General features: G+C 70.7%; 11 protein-coding genes. 4 read left to right on the top strand and 7 right to left on the bottom strand.

What is annotated here, in order from left to right:
- Nucleotides 1-81: 81 nt before the first annotated feature.
- From HNQ79_RS15315 to HNQ79_RS15305, 3 genes are all read right to left on the bottom strand, one after another.
- Nucleotides 82-1,842, bottom strand: a complete 1,761-nt coding sequence (locus HNQ79_RS15315; protein WP_185031248.1) for a BCCT family transporter — start codon at nt 1,840-1,842, stop codon at nt 82-84.
- A gap of 74 nt (nt 1,843-1,916) precedes the next feature.
- Nucleotides 1,917-3,209: a M14 family metallopeptidase gene (locus HNQ79_RS15310; protein WP_185031246.1), complete on the bottom strand. Its 1,293-nt coding sequence runs from the start codon at nt 3,207-3,209 to the stop codon at nt 1,917-1,919.
- Nucleotides 3,206-5,239, bottom strand: coding sequence for a Xaa-Pro dipeptidyl-peptidase (locus HNQ79_RS15305; RefSeq protein WP_185031244.1), 2,034 nt, complete (start codon nt 5,237-5,239; stop codon nt 3,206-3,208). The genes HNQ79_RS15310 and HNQ79_RS15305 overlap by 4 nt, the downstream gene beginning before the upstream one ends.
- A 251-nt stretch (nt 5,240-5,490) precedes the next feature.
- Here HNQ79_RS15305 and HNQ79_RS15300 point away from each other — a divergent pair, with 251 nt between their 5' ends.
- The 4 genes from HNQ79_RS15300 (at nt 5,491) to HNQ79_RS15285 (ending at nt 11,063) form a co-directional block, all read left to right on the top strand.
- The gene (locus HNQ79_RS15300; protein ID WP_185031242.1) at nt 5,491-6,987 is read left to right on the top strand and encodes a M1 family metallopeptidase; all 1,497 of its coding nucleotides are present in this window, start codon (nt 5,491-5,493) and stop codon (nt 6,985-6,987) included.
- A gap of 296 nt (nt 6,988-7,283) precedes the next feature.
- Nucleotides 7,284-8,768 (top strand): aldehyde dehydrogenase family protein, encoded by a 1,485-nt coding sequence (locus HNQ79_RS15295; RefSeq protein ID WP_185031240.1) that lies wholly within the window; start codon nt 7,284-7,286, stop codon nt 8,766-8,768.
- Nucleotides 8,769-9,046: 278 nt separating this feature from the next.
- A complete protein-coding gene (gene sph, locus HNQ79_RS15290) occupies nt 9,047-10,051 on the top strand; it encodes a sphingomyelin phosphodiesterase (protein ID WP_185031238.1) in 1,005 nt (334 codons plus the stop codon).
- 274 nt (nt 10,052-10,325) lie between these two features.
- On the top strand, nt 10,326-11,063 hold the full coding sequence (locus HNQ79_RS15285) for a MerR family transcriptional regulator (protein WP_185031236.1): 738 nt from the start codon (nt 10,326-10,328) through the stop codon (nt 11,061-11,063).
- A gap of 40 nt (nt 11,064-11,103) precedes the next feature.
- Here the strand turns inward: HNQ79_RS15285 and HNQ79_RS15280 are convergent, their stop codons facing one another.
- From HNQ79_RS15280 to HNQ79_RS15265, 4 genes are all read right to left on the bottom strand, one after another.
- Nucleotides 11,104-13,272 (bottom strand): 3-hydroxyacyl-CoA dehydrogenase NAD-binding domain-containing protein, encoded by a 2,169-nt coding sequence (locus HNQ79_RS15280; RefSeq protein ID WP_185031234.1) that lies wholly within the window; start codon nt 13,270-13,272, stop codon nt 11,104-11,106.
- A 38-nt stretch (nt 13,273-13,310) separates the two neighbouring features.
- Nucleotides 13,311-14,525, bottom strand: a complete 1,215-nt coding sequence (locus tag HNQ79_RS15275) for an acetyl-CoA C-acetyltransferase (protein ID WP_185031232.1) — start codon at nt 14,523-14,525, stop codon at nt 13,311-13,313.
- Nucleotides 14,526-14,566: 41 nt separating this feature from the next.
- The gene (locus HNQ79_RS15270) at nt 14,567-15,709 is read right to left on the bottom strand and encodes an acyl-CoA dehydrogenase family protein (RefSeq protein ID WP_185031230.1); all 1,143 of its coding nucleotides are present in this window, start codon (nt 15,707-15,709) and stop codon (nt 14,567-14,569) included.
- 79 nt (nt 15,710-15,788) lie between these two features.
- Nucleotides 15,789-16,997 carry a CaiB/BaiF CoA transferase family protein gene (locus HNQ79_RS15265; RefSeq protein ID WP_185031229.1) on the bottom strand — a complete coding sequence of 403 codons (1,209 nt, stop codon included), beginning with the start codon at nt 16,995-16,997 and terminating at the stop codon, nt 15,789-15,791.
- Nucleotides 16,998-17,032 lie beyond the last annotated feature (35 nt).

The following is a 17,032-nucleotide window of genomic DNA, read 5'->3' as shown; positions in this document are numbered from 1 at the left end:
CGGGCCGTCGTCGGGGTGCCGTACAAACGGCGGCGGGAGCGGGCCGGGGACATGCCCCGGCCGCCCCCGCCGCCGTTTGTGTCAGAGCACCTTGGTCGTTCCGCCGCCGCGCGAAGGCGTCGTGCCGGCGCCGGTGTCGTCCGTGTCGGCACTGCCGTTGCCCGGGCCGATGCGGATCTCGAAGTCCCCCTCGTACTTCTTGTGGCCCTCGATGACCGCGGCCTCGACCGCTTCGACACCCATCTCGCCGCGCACGATCAGCGGATCGCGGCGCAGGTCGCGCATCAGGGCCCAGCACATGCCGACCATGACCACGGCGAAGGGCGCCGCGACGAGGATCGTCAGGTTCTGCAGGCCCTTGAGCGCGTCGCCCTGCCCGTCGCCGATCAGGAGCATGATCGCGGCGACGGCACCGGTGACGCAGCCCCAGAAGATGACGACCGTCCTGGTGGGTTCGAAGGAGCCCTTCTGGGAGAGTGTGCCCATCACGATGGATGCGGCGTCCGCGCCCGAGACGAAGAAGATGCCCACCAGCACCATCACGAGGATGCACGTGACGGTCGCGATGGGGAACTCCTGGAGGAGTCCGAAGAGCTGCCCCTCCGGGGTCGACTCCTCCGCGAGGCGGCCGGTGGCCTTCAGCTTCATCGCCGAGCCGCCGAAGATCGCGAACCAGATCAGGCTGACCGTGCTCGGGACCAGGATGACCCCGCCGACGAACTGACGGATGGTGCGGCCCCGGCTGATCCGGGCGATGAACATGCCCACGAAGGGTGTCCAGGAGATCCACCAGGCCCAGTAGAAGACCGTCCAGCCGCTCAGCCAGGCCGCGACGTCCTCGCCGCCGGTGGCCTCGGTGCGGCCGATGAGCTGCGGGAGTTCACCCAGGTACGCGCCGAGCGAGGTGGGCACGAGGTCCAGGACGAAGATGGTCGGGCCCGCGACGAAGACGAACAGCACCAGGAGCAGTGCCAGCACCATGTTGATGTTGGACAGCCACTGGATGCCCTTCTCGACGCCGGAGACCGCGGAGGCGATGAAGGCGACGGTGAGGACGGCGATGATGGAGATGAGCAGGCCGGTGCCCGCCTTCTCCATCCAGCCGAGCTCGGTCATGCCGCTGCCGATCTGGAGCGCGCCGAGTCCGAGGGAGGCCGCCGATCCGAAGAGGGTGGCGAAGATGGCGAGGATGTCGATGACCCGGCCGACCCCGCCGTTGGCGTGCTTCTCACCGATGAGCGGCGTGAAGACGGCGCTGATGGTCTGCCTGCGGCGGCGCCGGAACGTGCTGTACGCGATGGCCAGGCCGACCACCGCGTATATCGCCCACGGGTGCAGGGTCCAGTGGAAGAGAGTGGTGGCCATGGCGGTCTGCATGGCGTCCGCCGGGGCGGTCGGGTGGGTGCCGGGCGGCGGCGACGAGAAGTGGCCCAGCGGCTCGCTGACGCCGTAGAACATCAGGCCGATGCCCATGCCCGCGCTGAACATCATCGCGACCCAGGAAACGGTGCGGAACTCGGGCTTCTCCCCCTCGTCGCCGAGTGTGATCTTCCCGTACCGGCTCATCGCGAGCCAGAGGGCGAAGACGACGAACCCGGAGGCGGCCAGCATGAACGCCCAGCCGCCGTTGTGCATGAGGGCGTCCAGGAGCGAACTGGACACGTCCTCCAGGGACTGGGTGGCGAGGGCACCCCAGAGCACGAATGCCAAGGTGAGGACGGCGGTGACACCGAACACGACGCGGTCGGTCCGGGGCCGTGGGGTGAGGTGCGGGCTGCCGGGCAGGTCCGCCATGACTGGCGAAGCTGCCCGGTCGTCCGTCGGCTGATCGTCTTGCGGCACGGTGTGGTCACCTTTCGGGGCGGGAGGATTCCCTGCCGCTACCCCGATCCACACATGTCGCACGTCACGATCTGCTAACAGAGCGTGGTCCGTTGGCCAATCGTCAGGCGGTAGGAGGCCCTTTCGTCGAGGAGGAGCGGGACGAGGTCCCGCTGGGGCTGCCGCAGAGTGACGAGCGCACCGCCGCGCACCTTCTTGAACCCGACTCCGTGCAGGGTGAGTTCGTCGCCCACGGCGGCCAGTTGCGCGTCCGTCAGCCGGTAGCCGCACGGTGGGTCGGCGAGGATCTCCGAGGGCTCGGCCGGATCGTTGTCGGCGCCGCCCAGATAGACCGGGCCCCGGTCGGCGTACCCGGCCAGCCGGGCCCAGCCCGTGGCCGCTTCGATCCGGCCGCGCCGTTGGTCGACGTAGGCGAGCGCGCCGTCGAGGGAGGCGGCGTGGGAGGCGGCCCGGCGACGCTGGTTGAGCGACCGGTCCCTCTTCTCGGCGTCGCTCAGCGCGTCGACGCGGCTCTCGATGAGCAGGCCGACGGAGTGTTTGATCCCGGAGGCGTTGCGCAGGATGCGCTCCTGGCCGTCGCCGGCGACCTGTTTGACCGGCTCACCGGTGACCGGGTCCGTCCAGATGCCGTACGTGCCGGTGCTGAAGCCGGAGGCGTGGGCGGCGGGCCTTACGTGGTCGGCGGAGAGTTTCTTCGACTCGGCGTGCACGTGCGGGTCGGTGTTGAGGTTGCGCGGCCACAGGTCGAAGAGGTCCTTGTCGTAGTACGGCGGGGTGCCCCCGTACTCGTGCAGGTCGTAGACCAGGTCCGGCTTGTGGTCACGGAGGACGGCGGCCAGGGCACGGCCCTCGGCGGTGGCAAGGGCGATGTGGTCGCGGTTGATGTCGGTGCCGTCGGAGTTGCCGCGGGTGTCGGCCGCGCGGCCGTCCGGGTTGGCGGTGGGGACCACGAGGACCGTGGTCCTGCGCAGGAAGTCCCGGGTTCGGTGGTCGCGGGCGTGGGCGAGGTCGCGGACCTTGCTGAGGCAGGCTTCGCGGCCCGCGGGCTCATTGCCGTGCTGACTGCAGATCAGGAGCACGGTGGAGGCGGTGCGCGGGCGTTCGCCGATGCGGACGAGCTGGAGCGCACGCCCCTGCTTCGTGGTGCCGATCGTGGACACCGACGTGCGGTCGCTCGCGCGGTCGACGGCGGCGAGGAAGTCCTGCTCCTCGGCCTGGCTGGTCCAACGGGCGCCCTGGGACGATTCGAAGCCGGTACGGGGCAGGGGCGTGCGTCCCGTGTCGCCCGCCCGGGCGGGGCCCGCGCCCAGGAGCGGTACCGCGAGGGCCGCGGTGCCCAGGAGCGCCGCGAGGGCGCGGGCCCTCATCGCCCGGCTCCCGGCAGGAGGAACCGGGTCCGGTCGGCGGCGTTGTCGGCCGGTGCCGTCCCCGGCATCCGGGAGAGGTCCTGCGGCACCCGCACCCCGTTACGTGCGCCCGGTGACAGCGGGGCCGCGGCGGCGTGGCCCGAGGTGGCGCGGGCGAAGGTGCGCTCACCGCCGACGACGGGCAGCTTCGCCGAGGTACCGGCGAGGTCGAGACCGAGGGTCGGGCGGGTGTCCGGCGCCTCGACCAGTCCGGCGTCCGTGCCGGCGACGATCAGGGCGAGCCGGTGCCCGGCGGGGACGACGTGGTCGGTGGCCGCGAGGTCGACGGTGATCTCGTACTCCTTTCCTGGCGTGAGCGGGCGGGCCTTTCCGTCGCCCCGGTGGTGGGCGAGGCTCGCCCAGCCGCGGCTGAAGACGGTGAAGTCGACGGCGGTGATGTCGGCCCGGGTCTCCTTGAAGCAGGAGCTGTCACCAGGAGCACCGGGACCCCAGCAGGTGCGCTCGGTGAGGGTCGTGATGCCCTCGCCCCGCGCGCCGTAATTGCGGATGGTGTCCGGTCCGAGGTCGACGAGGACGGCGCTGAGGTGCGCGCTGGTGGTGGAGGGCGTGACGCTGAGGGTGACCTTGGAGGAGCCGGAGAGCCGCAGGTCACGGCTGAGCGGCCGGGTGGCGAAACCGGCCTTCTCCGGGGTGCCGGTGTCGATCTTCGCCGCCCAGGCGGTCTCGTCCAGCCGCGGGTCGTCGGTGAAGGTCTCCGTGCTGCCGGGCCCGGCGCGCCTCAGGCCGAGAACTCCGACACCGGGTGAACTGCCTTTTTGCGGGCGGAGCCTGGTGGTGTCGGTGCCGCGCGGCGGCCAGACCCTGTCGGTGGTCCACTGGTCCGGGGCGCGCTCGATGTCGGCCATCGGTTCGCGGTCGATGCCGTTGGCGTAACCCATGAGTTCGTGGTCGAACCAGCGGTGCAGGGTCTTCACCCACTCGGCGCGCCGGAAGTCGAAGGGGTCGACGTGCCCGGTCTGCGAGAGCCACACCTTGCGGTCCACGCCCTGCTTCGCGAGCGCGTCCCACCACTTGCCGAAGTGGTTCATGCGGACGTTGAGGTCCTGCATGCCGTGCACGGCGAAGACGCTGGCCCGCACCTTGCGCGCGTCGGGGACGAAGTCGCGTTCCTCCCACAGCGCGGTCCGGTTCCCGTTGAGCGGGGCACCGTCGGCGAGTTGCTTCTTCACCGGCTTGCAGCGGGGCGCCGCGTCCTTGGACTCGACGTACCCGGCGAGGTCGTCGGGTCCCCCGTCGTAGAGGTCGGCGCCCTGCTGGAAGTAGTAGTCGTACCAGGAGGAGATGGCACCGATGGGCACGATGGTCTTGAGGCCCTTGACGCCGGTGGCGGCCGTGCCGTTGGCGACGGTGCCGTCCCAGCTCTTGCCGATCATGCCGGTGCTGCCGTTGGACCAGTGGGCGCGGGTGCGGGTATCACCGGTGCGGGTGGTGTAGCCCTGGCCGCGGCCGTTCAGCCAGTCGATGACGGCTTTGGCGGAGGCGATCTCCGAGCGGCCGCCGATGTCGACGCAGCCGTCGGAGCGGTTGGTGCCGGTGAAGTCGACGGCGACGTAGCCGTAGCCGCGCGGCACGAAGTAGTTGTCGTAGAAGAGGGGGAACTGGACGGGGTGCCCCGCGGCGTCGTACGTCTTCTTCTGGCTCTCGTTGCCGCGCCCGCAGCAGGCGTAGTAGGGGCTGGCGTCCATGATCACCGGAATGCGGCGGCCGGTGCCGTCGAGTTCACGGGGGCGGACGATGTCCACGGCGACCCGGTCGGTCCTCCCGTCCTTGTCGCCGTCGATGCGGGTGTCGACCCAGACGGACTCGCGGACGGCCCTGTCGTACGCGTAGACGGGCCTGCTCCCGGTCGGCCGGGCCGCGGGCTGCGCGAGCGCGACGCCCGGCGAAGCGGCCGGGCCGGCCACCTGCGGGGTGCCTTGCGCCGCAGCCACCGGGGCCAGGAGGACGGCCGTCATGGCGGCCACGGTCATGGGTACGAGCGTTCTCCGCTTCGGGCGCGGGGCTCGCGCTGGTATCGACATGGCCGGACGGTAACGCGGTCGACTCCCGCGCAAAAGAGGGCAGTAGCGGGCCTCAAGCGCAGGGCGCCGCCAAATGGGACACCGGGCCTCATGTCGGCCGGATGTCGATCCTGTGACAGGAGCAACCATGGACATGACTGGTGGACGAGGGGCTCAATAGAGTGCCGACAGATGGCATACCCCGACCCCTTGGAGCACTCGTGCACCGCAGAATCTTCGCCCCTGGCGTGCTCGCCGCGGCCACCCTGCTGCTGGCGGTCCCCGCGTCGGCGGCATCTTTCGCCCCCGGGGCTCCGGGCATGGGCGACCCCTACTACCCGGCCGCCGGCAACGGCGGTTACGACGTGTCGCACTACGACCTGCGGCTGAAGTACCAGCCGGCGACGGACCTGTTGGAGGGCACGGCGACGCTCCTCGCCACCACGAAGCAGAACCTGTCCAGCTTCCACCTCGATCTCGGCCTCGACGTCAGCGAGGTACGGGTGAACGGCAGGCTCGCGAGGTTCGCCAAGGAGGGCGAGCAGGAGCTCGTCATCACGCCGGCGGCACCTCTGGAGAAGGGCAAGTCGCTGTCGGTGGTGGTCCGTTACGCGGGCAAGCCGTCCGAGGTGAGGATCGGCGGATTCACCGCCTGGCACCGCACCCCCGACGGCGGGGTCGCCGCCCAGGAACCGGACTCGGCCGCCTGGTGGTTCCCGAGCAACGACCACCCGCTCGACAAGGCCACGTACGACGTGTCGGTTTCGGTGCCGGACGGCAGCCAGGCCATCTCCAACGGCGTTCTGCAGTCCCAGAGTTCGAAGCTGGGCTGGACACGGTTCGCCTGGCGCTCCAACAAGCCGCAGGCCTCCTACCTGGCCACGCTCGCCGTCGGCAGGTTCGACGTCACGACGGACAGGACGGCCTCCGGTCTGCCGGTCCTCAACGCGTACAGCAAGGACCTGGGCGACCACGGCGGGGCGGCCAGGGCGAGCATCGAGCGCACCGCCGAGGTCACCGAGTGGCTGGAGGGCATCTTCGGCCCGTACCCCTTCAACGCGATCGGCGGCTACATCCCGAACGTGACCAGCGGTTACGCGCTGGAGACGCAGACCCGGCCGTTCTACAGCCCGCGCCAGTTCGCCAACGGGGCGAACGTCTCGGTCGTCGTGCACGAGATGGCCCACCAGTGGTACGGGGACAGCGTGTCCGTGCACCACTGGAAGGATATCTGGATCAACGAGGGCTTCGCCCGGTACAGCCAGTGGCTGTGGTCGGAGAAGGAGGGCGAGGGCACGGCGCAGGAGCTGGCCGACCACGCCTACTCCTCCCGCCCGGCCGACGACCCGTTCTGGCAGGTCAAGCCGGGCGATCCGGGCCCGGACAAGCAGTTCGACATCGCCGTGTACGACCGGGGCGCGATGGCGATCCAGGCGCTGCGCAACAAGGTCGGCGACGAGGCGTTCTTCCGGATCCTCAAGGGCTGGCCCCAGCAGTACGCGTACGGCAACGCGAAGGTGTCCGACTTCGTCAGGTACGCGGAGAAGGTCTCGAAGAAGCCGCTCGCGGAGCTCTTCGACACCTGGCTGTTCCAGCCGTCGAAGCCCTCGGCCCCGGCCGCCGCACAGGCGCGGATCGCCCCGAGGTCTGCTGCCAAGCCGGTCGCGCCCAAGTCGTGGAAGAAGATCGCCGAGACGAACACCATCCACGAGCACTGACTCCGACGGCAGGCCGGTTTGCCTGAACGCGCCGTCTCCCAGCGACTGTTGACCGACGCCAGTGGGTGGCGGCGCGCTCTTGTACCCAGGATGCCGGTGAGCCGCGCCTCGGAGGCTCGCGGGCGGGACGGCAGGCGCGGCCGGGCGGCGTCCACGTCTCGCGCCCGCCCGGCGGCCGGACCTCGGCGGTGGCGGTCTGGTGTTCGAGCCCGGCCCGGGTGCACGCTGTGGGTGCCCGGTGCCTGTGCCGGGCGTCAGGCGCCCGCCGGAACCGCTGCCACTGGAGTGATGCGAACATGCCCGCCGTTTCCCCCTCGGACAAGACCTTCGAGTCCCGCTCCCCCGCCGACGGCTCCGTCCTCGGCACATACCCGGTGCACGGCCCCGAGGAGGTGCGGGCTGCGGTCGTACGGTCCAGGGCCGCGGCCCGCCGGTGGGCCGCGGCCGGGTGGGACGGGCGGCGTTCCGCGCTGCTGGCGTGGAAGCGGTCGCTGGCCCGGCGGATGGACGAGGTGGCCGAGACGGTGTCCGCCGAGACCGGCAAGCCGCTGCACGACGCCCGTACCGAAGTGCTGCTCGTCCTCGTCCATCTGGACTGGGCGGCTCGTCACGCGCGCAGGGTACTGGGGCGGCGGCGGGTTCCGTCGGGGGCCACCGCACTCGGGCAGCGGGCGCTGCTGGCGTACAAACCGGTGGGCGTGGTCGGGGTGATCGGCCCGTGGAACTACCCGGCGCACACACCGATGGGCTCGATCGGCTACGCCCTCGCCGCGGGCAACGGCGTGGTCTTCAAGCCGTCCGAACTCACGCCCGGCGTGGGCAAATTGCTTGCTTCGTCGTTCGCGGACGCGGTGCCGCCGGAGTTCGCCGAGCTGTTCACGGTAGTGACCGGCTTCGGGGCGACCGGGGCGGCGCTGGCGGAGGCGGGCGTCGACAAGGTGGCGTTCACCGGTTCGCCCGGCACTGCGCGGAAGGTGGCCGAGGTCTGCGCACGGTCGCTGACGCCGCTGCTCGCCGAGTGCGGCGGCAAGGACGCACTGCTCGTGGGCGCGGACGCCGACCTGGAGGCGGCGGCGGACGCTGCCGTGTGGGGCGCTATGTCGAACGCGGGACAGACCTGCGCGGGCGTGGAACGCGTGTACGCGGTGGAGTCGGTGCACGCGGACCTCGTGCAGCGGATCGTACGCAAGGCCCGGGAGCTGAAGCCCGGCGAGGCGTACGGTCCGCTGACGCTCCCGGCCCAGCTTGCCGTCGTGGAACGGCACATGAAGGATGCCCTCGCGGCGGGAGCGCACGCGCCGCTGGGCGGTCCGGAATCGCTGCGGTCACCCTTCGTGCACCCGGTGGTGCTGGTCGGGGTGCCGGAGGACAGCGCGGCGATGCGTGAGGAGACCTTTGGCCCGGTGGTCGCGGTGAACGCCGTACGCGACCTGGACGAAGCCGTCGAGCGGGCGAACGCGTCGGCGTACTCGCTGGGGGCGACGGTTTTCACCGGCTCGCGGAAGGAGGGCCTCGCGGTGGCCGAACAGCTGGACACCGGCTCGGTGTCGGTGGGATCGGTGCTGGGGTACGCGGCAGTGCCGGGGCTGCCGTTCGGGGGCGCCGGGGAGTCGGGATACGGGCGCATCCACGGCGCGGAGGGGCTGCGGGCCTTCGCGTCGGCGCGCGCGATCACCGTGAAGCGGTTCTCCGGCGGAACGGACCTGACCTCGTTCAGCACCTCGCGCGAGGCAGCGGCGCGGATGGTGGAACTGGGGCGGCGGTTGCACGCGTGGCGCTGAGACGTGTGGCGCCGAGAAGGATCCGAGTGGGGGGAGAGTGGGCGTGATCGGTGGAGTTGGCGCGGTGGTGGCCGCGGCGACAGTTGTGCGATGCGCGGTGTCTACCGGGAAGTAACTGGTGCTGCTTTGATGTGCGGCACCGGCTTGTTTCGCACTGGTCGCTGCGTTCCGGTCGTCTCGTACCGGCCGTTCGTACGGTCGTCACGAGCCGTCGTCCCCGCACTGCTTGTTCCGCACCTCACGCACCTCTCGCATCTCACCACTCACGGGAGAACTCTGTGCCGATTCCCTCGCGTCGACGGGCCCTCGCCGCCGCCGCCGCCACTCTGTCCGCGATCGCGGCGCTCGCCACATCCGCCCCGTCCGCCGTCGCGGCACCGGCGGCCCCGGCGTCCAGCGACGTGCCGAAGCTCCAGGTCCTCGCGTACAACGCCTTCCTCTTCAGCAAGAACCTCTACCCCAACTGGGGTCAGGACTTCCGTGCGAAGGCGATTCCGGCCGCGCCCTTCTTCCAGGGCAACGACGTCGTGGTCCTGCAGGAGCTGTTCGACAACGCTTCGTCGGACGCGCTGGGGCGCAACGCCGCAGCCCAGTACCCGTACCAGACGCCGGTGGTGGGACGCGGCAGGACCGGCTGGGACGCGACCGGCGGCTCGTACGCGGCGACGACGCCGGAGGACGGCGGGGTGACGGTCTACAGCAAGTGGCCGATCGTGCGCAAGGAGCAGTTCGTCTTCAAGGAGGCGTGCGGCAGCGACTGGTACTCCAACAAGGGCTTCGCGTACGTGGTGCTGAACGTGAACGGCGCGAGGGTGCACGTGGTGGGCACCCACCTCCAGTCGACCGACCCGGGCTGCAAGACCGGCGAGGCGGCGGCCAGGCGGAGCGCGCAGTTGCGGCAGATCGATGCGTTCCTCGACGCGAAGAGGATTCCGCAGGGCGAACAGGTGATGGTCGCCGGCGACTTCAACGTGGACTCGCACAGCCCCGAGTACGCGTCGATGCTCCGGGACGGCGGACTCGACGGCACCCAGTCCCGTACGGGCCACCCGTACTCCTTCGACACCGCCGACAACTCGATAGCCGCCGAGCGCTACCCGACCGACCCGCGCGAGGACCTGGACTACGTCCTGCACCGGACCGGTCACGCCCGCCCCGCGTCCGGCTGGACCAACCACGTCGTCAAGGAGCAGAGCGCGCCGTGGACGGTCTCCAGCTGGGGCACCTCGTACACGTACACGAACCTGAGCGACCACTACCCGGTGGTGGCTTCGGCGAAGTGAGCTGACCCGAGCGCGGGGAAGCGCGGGCGGGGACGGATCGGCGGAGGGCCCGTGCGTCCCCGCTGTCGCGTTCGCACGATCCGTCCGCACCGGTACGGGTGCCTTGCCCCGTTCGGCCGGACCGTCCCCGTCCGCGGAGCTGCCCGCCCGGGGCGCAGCATCTGGGAGGTCGCCGGGGCGGCACCCGGACGCGGCAGGCAGACTTTCACAACAGTGGTGAGACAGCAATACTGTTGCGCTGGACCACCGCGCGCAGGAAGAACGGGACACCGCCATGACGACGACCACCGGCACCGACGAGCCGACCCTCACGGTCGACGAACTGGCGGCGCGGGCCGGCGTCACCGTGCGCACGGTCCGTTTCTACAGCACCAAGGGTCTCCTGCCGCCCCCGGTGATCGGCCCCCGTCGGGTCGGTCACTACGGGCCGGAGCACCTGTCCCGTCTCGCCCTCATCGAGGAGTTGCAGCACCACGGGATGACGCTGGCCGCCATCGAGCGCTACCTGAGCCAGCTGCCGCCGGGGCTGAGCGCACACGATCTGGCCATCCACCGTGCGGTGGTGGCGTCCTGGGCGCCGGACTCGGCGGAGGACGCGACCCGTGCGGAGCTGGAGCGCCGGGCCGGCCGGGCGCTCTCGGACGGTGACATCGACCGGCTGGCGGCCATGAACGTACTGGAGCGCGCCGATGCTCCGGACGCCTTCCGGGTGGATCCGGGGCTGCTCGCGCTCGGTGTGCAGTTGCTCGGGGTGCCGATCGCCCACGAGACGATCCTCGCCGCACGCACCATTCTCCTGGAGCACACCCGGTCGGCGGCTCAGGCGCTGACGCGTCTGTTCCGCGACGAGGTGTGGAGTCCCTACCGGGAGCGGGAGTCGGATCCCGAGCACGTGGAGGCGATGAAGTCGCTGTCGGCGCACATGCAGCCGATGGTGCTCCAGGCGCTGGTCACGGCGTTCCAGCGGTCGTTGAAGGAGGAGCTGCGGGCCGCGTTCGTCGACGAGCGGTAACCGTCGCCGCGCCGTCGAACGCGACCCGTGGCCCGAGGACTCAGTCGCTGAACCTCTCGCCCTTCTCCGCCTTCCCGACGAGCAGGGCCGGGGGCTGGAAGCGGTCGCCGTACGTGGCAGCCAGCTCCCGTGCGCGGTCGACGAATCCGGGCAGCCCGCCCTCGTAACCGTTGATGTACTGGATCGCGCCGCCGGTCCAGGCGGGGAAGCCGATGCCCATGATGGAGCCGATGTTGGCATCGGCGACGGAGGTCAGGACGCCCTCCTCGAAGCAGCGGACCGTGTCGAGGGCTTCGGCGAAGAGCATCCGCTCCTGCATGTCGCGGAAGGGGATCTCCCTGTTCGCGCCGAAGTGCTCGCGCAGTCCCGGCCACAGCCTGGTGCGCTTGCCGCTCCGGTCGTACTCGTAGAAGCCGCCGCCAGCGCTGCGCCCCGGGCGGCCGAACTCGTCGACCATGCGGTCGATGACCGCGTCCGAGGGGTGGCCCGGCCAGGTGCCGCCCGCTTCCTCGACGGCCTTCTTCGTCTCGTTGCGGATCTTGCGCGGCAGGGTCAGGGTCAGCTCGTCCATCAGGGAGAGGACCTTCGCCGGGTAGCCGGCCTGGGCGGCGGCCTGCTCGATGGACGCGGGCTCGATGCCCTCGCCGACCATCGCGACGCCCTCGTTGATGAACTGGCCGATCACGCGCGAGGTGAAGAAGCCGCGACTGTCGTTGACGACGATCGGGGTCTTCTTGATCTGGCGGACCAGGTCGAAGGCGCGGGCCAGGGCGTCGTCGCCGGTCCGCTCGCCCTTGATGATCTCGACGAGCGGCATCTTGTCGACGGGCGAGAAGAAGTGCAGGCCGATGAAGTCGACGGGGCGCGAGACACCCTCCGCCAGGCCCGTGATGGGCAGGGTGGAGGTGTTGGAGCACAGGAGCGCGTCCGGCTCGACGATGTCCTGGATCTCCTGGAACACCTTGTGCTTGAGGCCGGTGTCCTCGAAGACCGCCTCGATCACCGCGTCGCAGCCCGCGAGGTCGGCGGGGTCGGCGGTGGGGGTGATGCGGGCGAGGAGTGCGTCGCGCTCGGCCTCGGTGGTGCGGCCCCGGTCCAGCGCCTTCGCGAGGAGCTTCTCGCTGTACGCCCTGCCCTTGGCGGCGGCTTCCGCGGAGACGTCCTTGAGGACGACCTCGATGCCGGCCCGGGCGCAGGAGTAGGCGATTCCGGCGCCCATCATGCCCGCGCCGAGCACGGCGACCCTGCGGACCCTGCGGTGCTCGGTGCCGGCCGGACGGCTCGCACCGGAGTTGACGGCCTGGAGGTCGAAGAAGAACGCCTGGATCATGTTCTTGGCGACCTGGCCCGTCACCAGCTCGGTGAAGTAGCGGGCCTCGATGGTCAGCGCGGTCTCGAAGTCGACCTGCGCCCCCTCGACGGCGGCGGCCAGGATGTTGCGCGGGGCGGGGTAGTGCGCGCCGCCCGTCTGCTTCTTGAGGTTCGCGGGGAAGGCGGGGAGGTTTGCCGCGAAGCGCGGGTTGGACGGCGTACCGCCGGGGATCCTGTAGCCCTTGACGTCCCACGGCTGCTGCGACTCGGGGTGGGCGTCGATGAAGGCGCGGGCCTTGGCGAGCATCTCCCCGGGGGTGGCCGCGACCTCGTGGACGAGGCCGTTCTCCAGCGCCCGCTGCGGGCTGTACTGGGTGCCCTGGAGCAGGACCTTGAGCAGCGCGTCGGCGATGCCCATGAGCCGTACGGTACGGGTGACGCCGCCGCCCGCGGGGAGCAGGCCGAGCGTGACCTCGGGCAGGCCGATCTTGGAGCCCGGCGCGTCGAGGGCGACGCGGTGGTGCGAGGCGAGGGCGATCTCGTAACCGCCGCCCAGGGCAGCGCCGTTGATCGCGGCGACGACGGGCTTGCCGAGGGTCTCGATGCGGCGCAGCGAGTTCTTGATGGCGGTGCCGGTGTCGAAGGCCTGCTGGGCGTTCTCCGGGCCGACCTTGATCATGTCCTTGAGGTCGCCGCCCGCGAAGAAGGTCCTCTTCGCCGAGGTGTAGATGATGCCGCGGATGGAGTCCTTCTCGGCCTCGGCGCGGTCGGCGATCGCCGCGATGGAGGCCCTGAAGGCGGCGTTCATGGTGTTCGCGGACTGGTGGGGGTCGTCGAGTACGAGGGTGACGACGCCGGTCTCGTCCTGTTCCCAGCGGATGGTGGTGGACTCGCTCATGTTCTGGCTTCTCCGTAAATGGGGTGGCGGGACGAGATTCAGACGCGCTCGACGACGGTGGCGACGCCCATGCCGCCGCCGACGCACAGGGTGGCGAGGCCGTAACGCTTGTCCTGGCGCTCCAGTTCGTCGACGAGGGTGCCCAGGATCATCGCGCCGGTGGCGCCGAGCGGGTGGCCCATGGCGATCGCACCGCCGTTGACGTTGATCCTGTCGAGGGAGAGGCCCATGTCCTTGGCGAAGCGCAGGACGACGCCCGCGAACGCCTCGTTGATCTCGACGAGGTCGATGTCGTCGATGGTCAGTCCGGCCTTGGCGAGCGCCTTGCGGGTGGCCGGGGCCGGCCCGGTGAGCATGATGGTGGGCTCGGAGCCGGAGACGGCGGCGGAGACGATACGGGCCCGGGGGGTCAGCCCGTAGCGCTCGCCGACCTCCCTGGTGCCGATGGCGACGAGGGCCGCACCGTCGACGATGCCGGAGGAGTTGCCCGCGTGGTGGACGTGGTCGATCGCCTCGACCCAGTGGTACTTCTGGAGCGCGACCGCGTCGAAGCCGCCCATCTCGCCGATGGCGGCGAAGGAGGGCTTGAGGGCGGCCAGCGAGTCGGCGGTGGTGCCGGGGCGCATGTGCTCGTCGTGGTCGAGGATCAGCAGGCCGTTGCGGTCGCGTACGGGGACGACCGAGCGCGCGAAGCGGTTGTCCTTCCAGGCGGTGGCGGCCCGCTCCTGGGAGAGGGCGGCGTACTCGTCGACGTCGCGGCGGGTGTAGCCCTCGATGGTGGCGATGAGGTCGGCGCCGATGCCCTGGGGGACGAAGCCGTTCTCGTAGTTGGTCATCGGGTCGTTGAACCAGGCGCCGCCGTCGGAACCCATCGGGACCCGGGACATGGACTCCACGCCGCCCGCGAGAACGAGGTCCTCCCAGCCCGAGCGGACCTTCATCGCCGCCAGGTTGACGGCTTCCAGGCCGGAGGCACAGAAGCGGTTCTCCTGGACGCCGGCGACCGTGTCGGGGAGCCCGGCGGAGATCGCGGCGGTGCGGGCGATGTCGGAGCCCTGGTCGCCGACCGGGCCGACGACGCCGAGAACGATGTCGTCGATGGCGGCCGGGTCCAGGTCCGGGAAGCGGGCCGTGATCTCGTGGATGAGACCGACCACCAGGTCGATCGGCTTGGTTCCGTGCAGGGCGCCATTGGCCTTGCCGCGCCCGCGCGGGGTGCGGATCGCGTCGTACACGTACGCTTCGGTGCTCAAGACAACTGCCTTTCGGGGAAGGTGCGGGGTGAGGGGGCTGGTCAGCCGAGCAGGGACCGGCCGATGATCTCCTTCATGATCTCGGTCGTGCCGCCGTAGATGGTCTGGATGCGGCCGTCCGTGAAGGCCTTGGCGACCCGGTACTCGGTCATGTAGCCGTAGCCGCCGTGCAGTTGCAGGCAGCGGTCGGCGACGCGCTTCTGGAGTTCGGTGGCCCACCACTTGGCCATCGAGGCGTGGACGGCGTCGAGCTGTCCGTCCCTGTGATCGACGATGCACCGGTCGAGGAACGTGCGGGTGACGGCGCACTCGGTGGCCATCTCCGCGATCTCGAACCGGATGTGCTGGAGCTTGGCCAGCGGCCGGCCGAACGCCTCGCGCTCCTTCACGTACTGGGTGGTGATCTCCAGGAGGTGTTCGGCGGCGGCGATCCCGGCGACCGCGATGCCCATGCGTTCCTGGGCGAGGTTGGTCATCAGGTGGATGAAGGCGCCGTTCGGCTCGCCGAGGAGGTTCTTCTTGGGGACCTTGACGTCGTGGAAGAAGAGTTCCGCGGTGTCCTGGGCCTTCTGGCCGATCTTGTCGAGGTTGCGGCCGCGTTCGAAGCCCTCCATGCCGCGCTCGACGACCAGCAGGGAGAGGCCCTTCGCACCGCCCTCCGGGGAGGTCTTGGCGACGACGATCACCAGGTCGGCGAGGATGCCGTTGGAGATGAACGTCTTCGAGCCGTTCAGCAGCCAGTGGTCGCCCCTGTCCTCAGCGGCGGTGCGGATGCCCTGGAGGTCGGAGCCGGCACCGGGCTCGGTCATGGCGATGGCGGTGATGGTCTCGCCGGTGCAGAAACCGGGCAGCCAGCGGCGCTTCTGCTCGTCGGTGGCGAGGTCGGTAAGGTACGGCCCGATGATGTCGTTGTGCAGGCCGATCGCGAGGCCGGCGGCTCCGGCCCGGGTGAACTCCTCGGCGAGCACGGCGCTGTAGACGAAGTCCGGATTTCCGCCGCCCCCGTACTCCTCGGGGACGGCGAGCCCGAGAAGGCCCTGTTTCCCGGCCGCGCGCCAGGCCTCGCGGCTGACGATGCCGTCCTTCTCCCACTGCTCGTAGTGCGGCAGGACCTCCTTGGCGAGGAAGGTGCGGACGGTCGCCCGGAAGGCTTCGTGCTCGGCGGCGAAGATCTGACGTTTCATCGATTCCCTCTGTGATGCGACCGGTTGGTGCAGGCGGCGACGTAGCGTCTGGACGGTGCGGGGCGGGGCCCGGTACGGCTCACCTCGCCGGACGCGGCCCGTCGTCCCCCTTCGGACCCGGCGCGTGGGGGTTCTTCGTCAGGCTCGGCACGTCCCAGTCGGCGGCCACCCGGGCGGTGTCCGCCCCCGGCAGGGCGGGGCCGCGTGCGATGCCACCCTGCGTCACGGAGAAGCGCGGCGCGGGTGCGGGCTGGATGATGCCGCCGTGCTCGACGTAGGTGTTGCGGGCGGCCAGATGCGGATGGACGGGAGCCTCGCGCATGGACAGTACGGGGGCCACGCAGGCGTCGGAGGCCTCGAAGACCGCCGTCCACTCCTGGCGGGTCCGCTCCTTGAAGCGGGCGGCGATGGTCTCGCGCAACTCGCCCCAGCGGGACAGGTCACCCCGGCCGGGTGCACGGTCCGCGATGCCGAGCAGTGCGGTGAACTCGGCGTAGAACTGCGGCTCCAGCGCCCCCACCGCCATGTACTGGCCGTCGGAGGTCTCATAGGTGCCGTAGAAGGGGCAGCCGCCGTCGAGAAGGTTCGTTCCGCGCCGGTCCTGCCAGCCGCCGGTCGCGAGCATGGCGTGCAGCATGGTGGCGAGGTGGCTGGCGCCGTCGACGATCGCGGCGTCCACGACCTGGCCGGTGCCGCCGGGCGTGCGGGCGTGGTGGAGCGCGGCGAGGACGCCCATGACCAGGTAGAGGGAGCCTCCCGCGTAGTCGCCGACCAGGTTGGCGGGGACGGTCGGCGGTTCGTCGGGTTTGCCGATCATGCCGAGGGTGCCGGTGAGGGCGAGGTAGGAGACGTCGTGGCCGGCCCGCGGGGCGAGCGGTCCCTCTTGTCCCCAGCCGGTCATCCGCCCGTACACCAGTCCGGGGTTGCGGGCGAAGCAGGCGTCGGGGCCGATGCCGAGCCGTTCGGCGACTCCGGGCCGGAAGCCCTCGATGAGGATGTCCGCGCGTGCGACCAGGTCCAGGACCTGTGCGGGTCCGCTCGGATCCTTGAGGTCGACGAGCACGGAGCGCTTGTTGCGGTTGGTGAGGTCCTTCGCCGGGTCGACCGGAAGCGCCGAACCTCCGGGGCGGTCCACCCGTACGACGTCGGCACCCAGGTCGGCGAGGCACATGGCGGCGAACGGGCCCGGCCCTATTCCCGCCAGTTCCACGACGCGCACCCCGGCGAGAGGGCCTTCGCCGCCTCTGGGCTGCGCACGCTCGTTGTCCGTGCCCGCTGTCCCTGCCATCAAGCCCCCAGCACTGTGACACAACCGATGTAACA

The organism is Streptomyces candidus (assembly GCF_014207445.1).
Classification (GTDB): Bacteria; Actinomycetota; Actinomycetes; order Streptomycetales; family Streptomycetaceae; genus Streptomyces; species Streptomyces candidus.
This window is presented reverse-complemented; position numbering and strand designations above follow the sequence as displayed.

Bases quoted from the DNA above. Each gene is read 5' to 3' on its own strand.
- HNQ79_RS15310 (WP_185031246.1), bottom strand. From the start codon at position 3,209: ATGAGGGCCCGCGCCCTCGCGGCGCTCCTGGGCACCGCGGCCCTCGCG.
- HNQ79_RS15305 (WP_185031244.1), bottom strand. From the start codon at position 5,239: ATGACCGTGGCCGCCATGACGGCCGTCCTCCTGGCCCCGGTGGCTGCG.
- HNQ79_RS15295 (WP_185031240.1), top strand. From the start codon at position 7,284: ATGCCCGCCGTTTCCCCCTCGGACAAGACCTTCGAGTCCCGCTCCCCC.
- HNQ79_RS15285 (WP_185031236.1), top strand. From the start codon at position 10,326: ATGACGACGACCACCGGCACCGACGAGCCGACCCTCACGGTCGACGAA.
- HNQ79_RS15280 (WP_185031234.1), bottom strand. From the start codon at position 13,272: ATGAGCGAGTCCACCACCATCCGCTGGGAACAGGACGAGACCGGCGTC.
- HNQ79_RS15270 (WP_185031230.1), bottom strand. From the start codon at position 15,709: ATGAAACGTCAGATCTTCGCCGCCGAGCACGAAGCCTTCCGGGCGACC.
- HNQ79_RS15265 (WP_185031229.1), bottom strand. From the start codon at position 16,997: ATGGCAGGGACAGCGGGCACGGACAACGAGCGTGCGCAGCCCAGAGGC.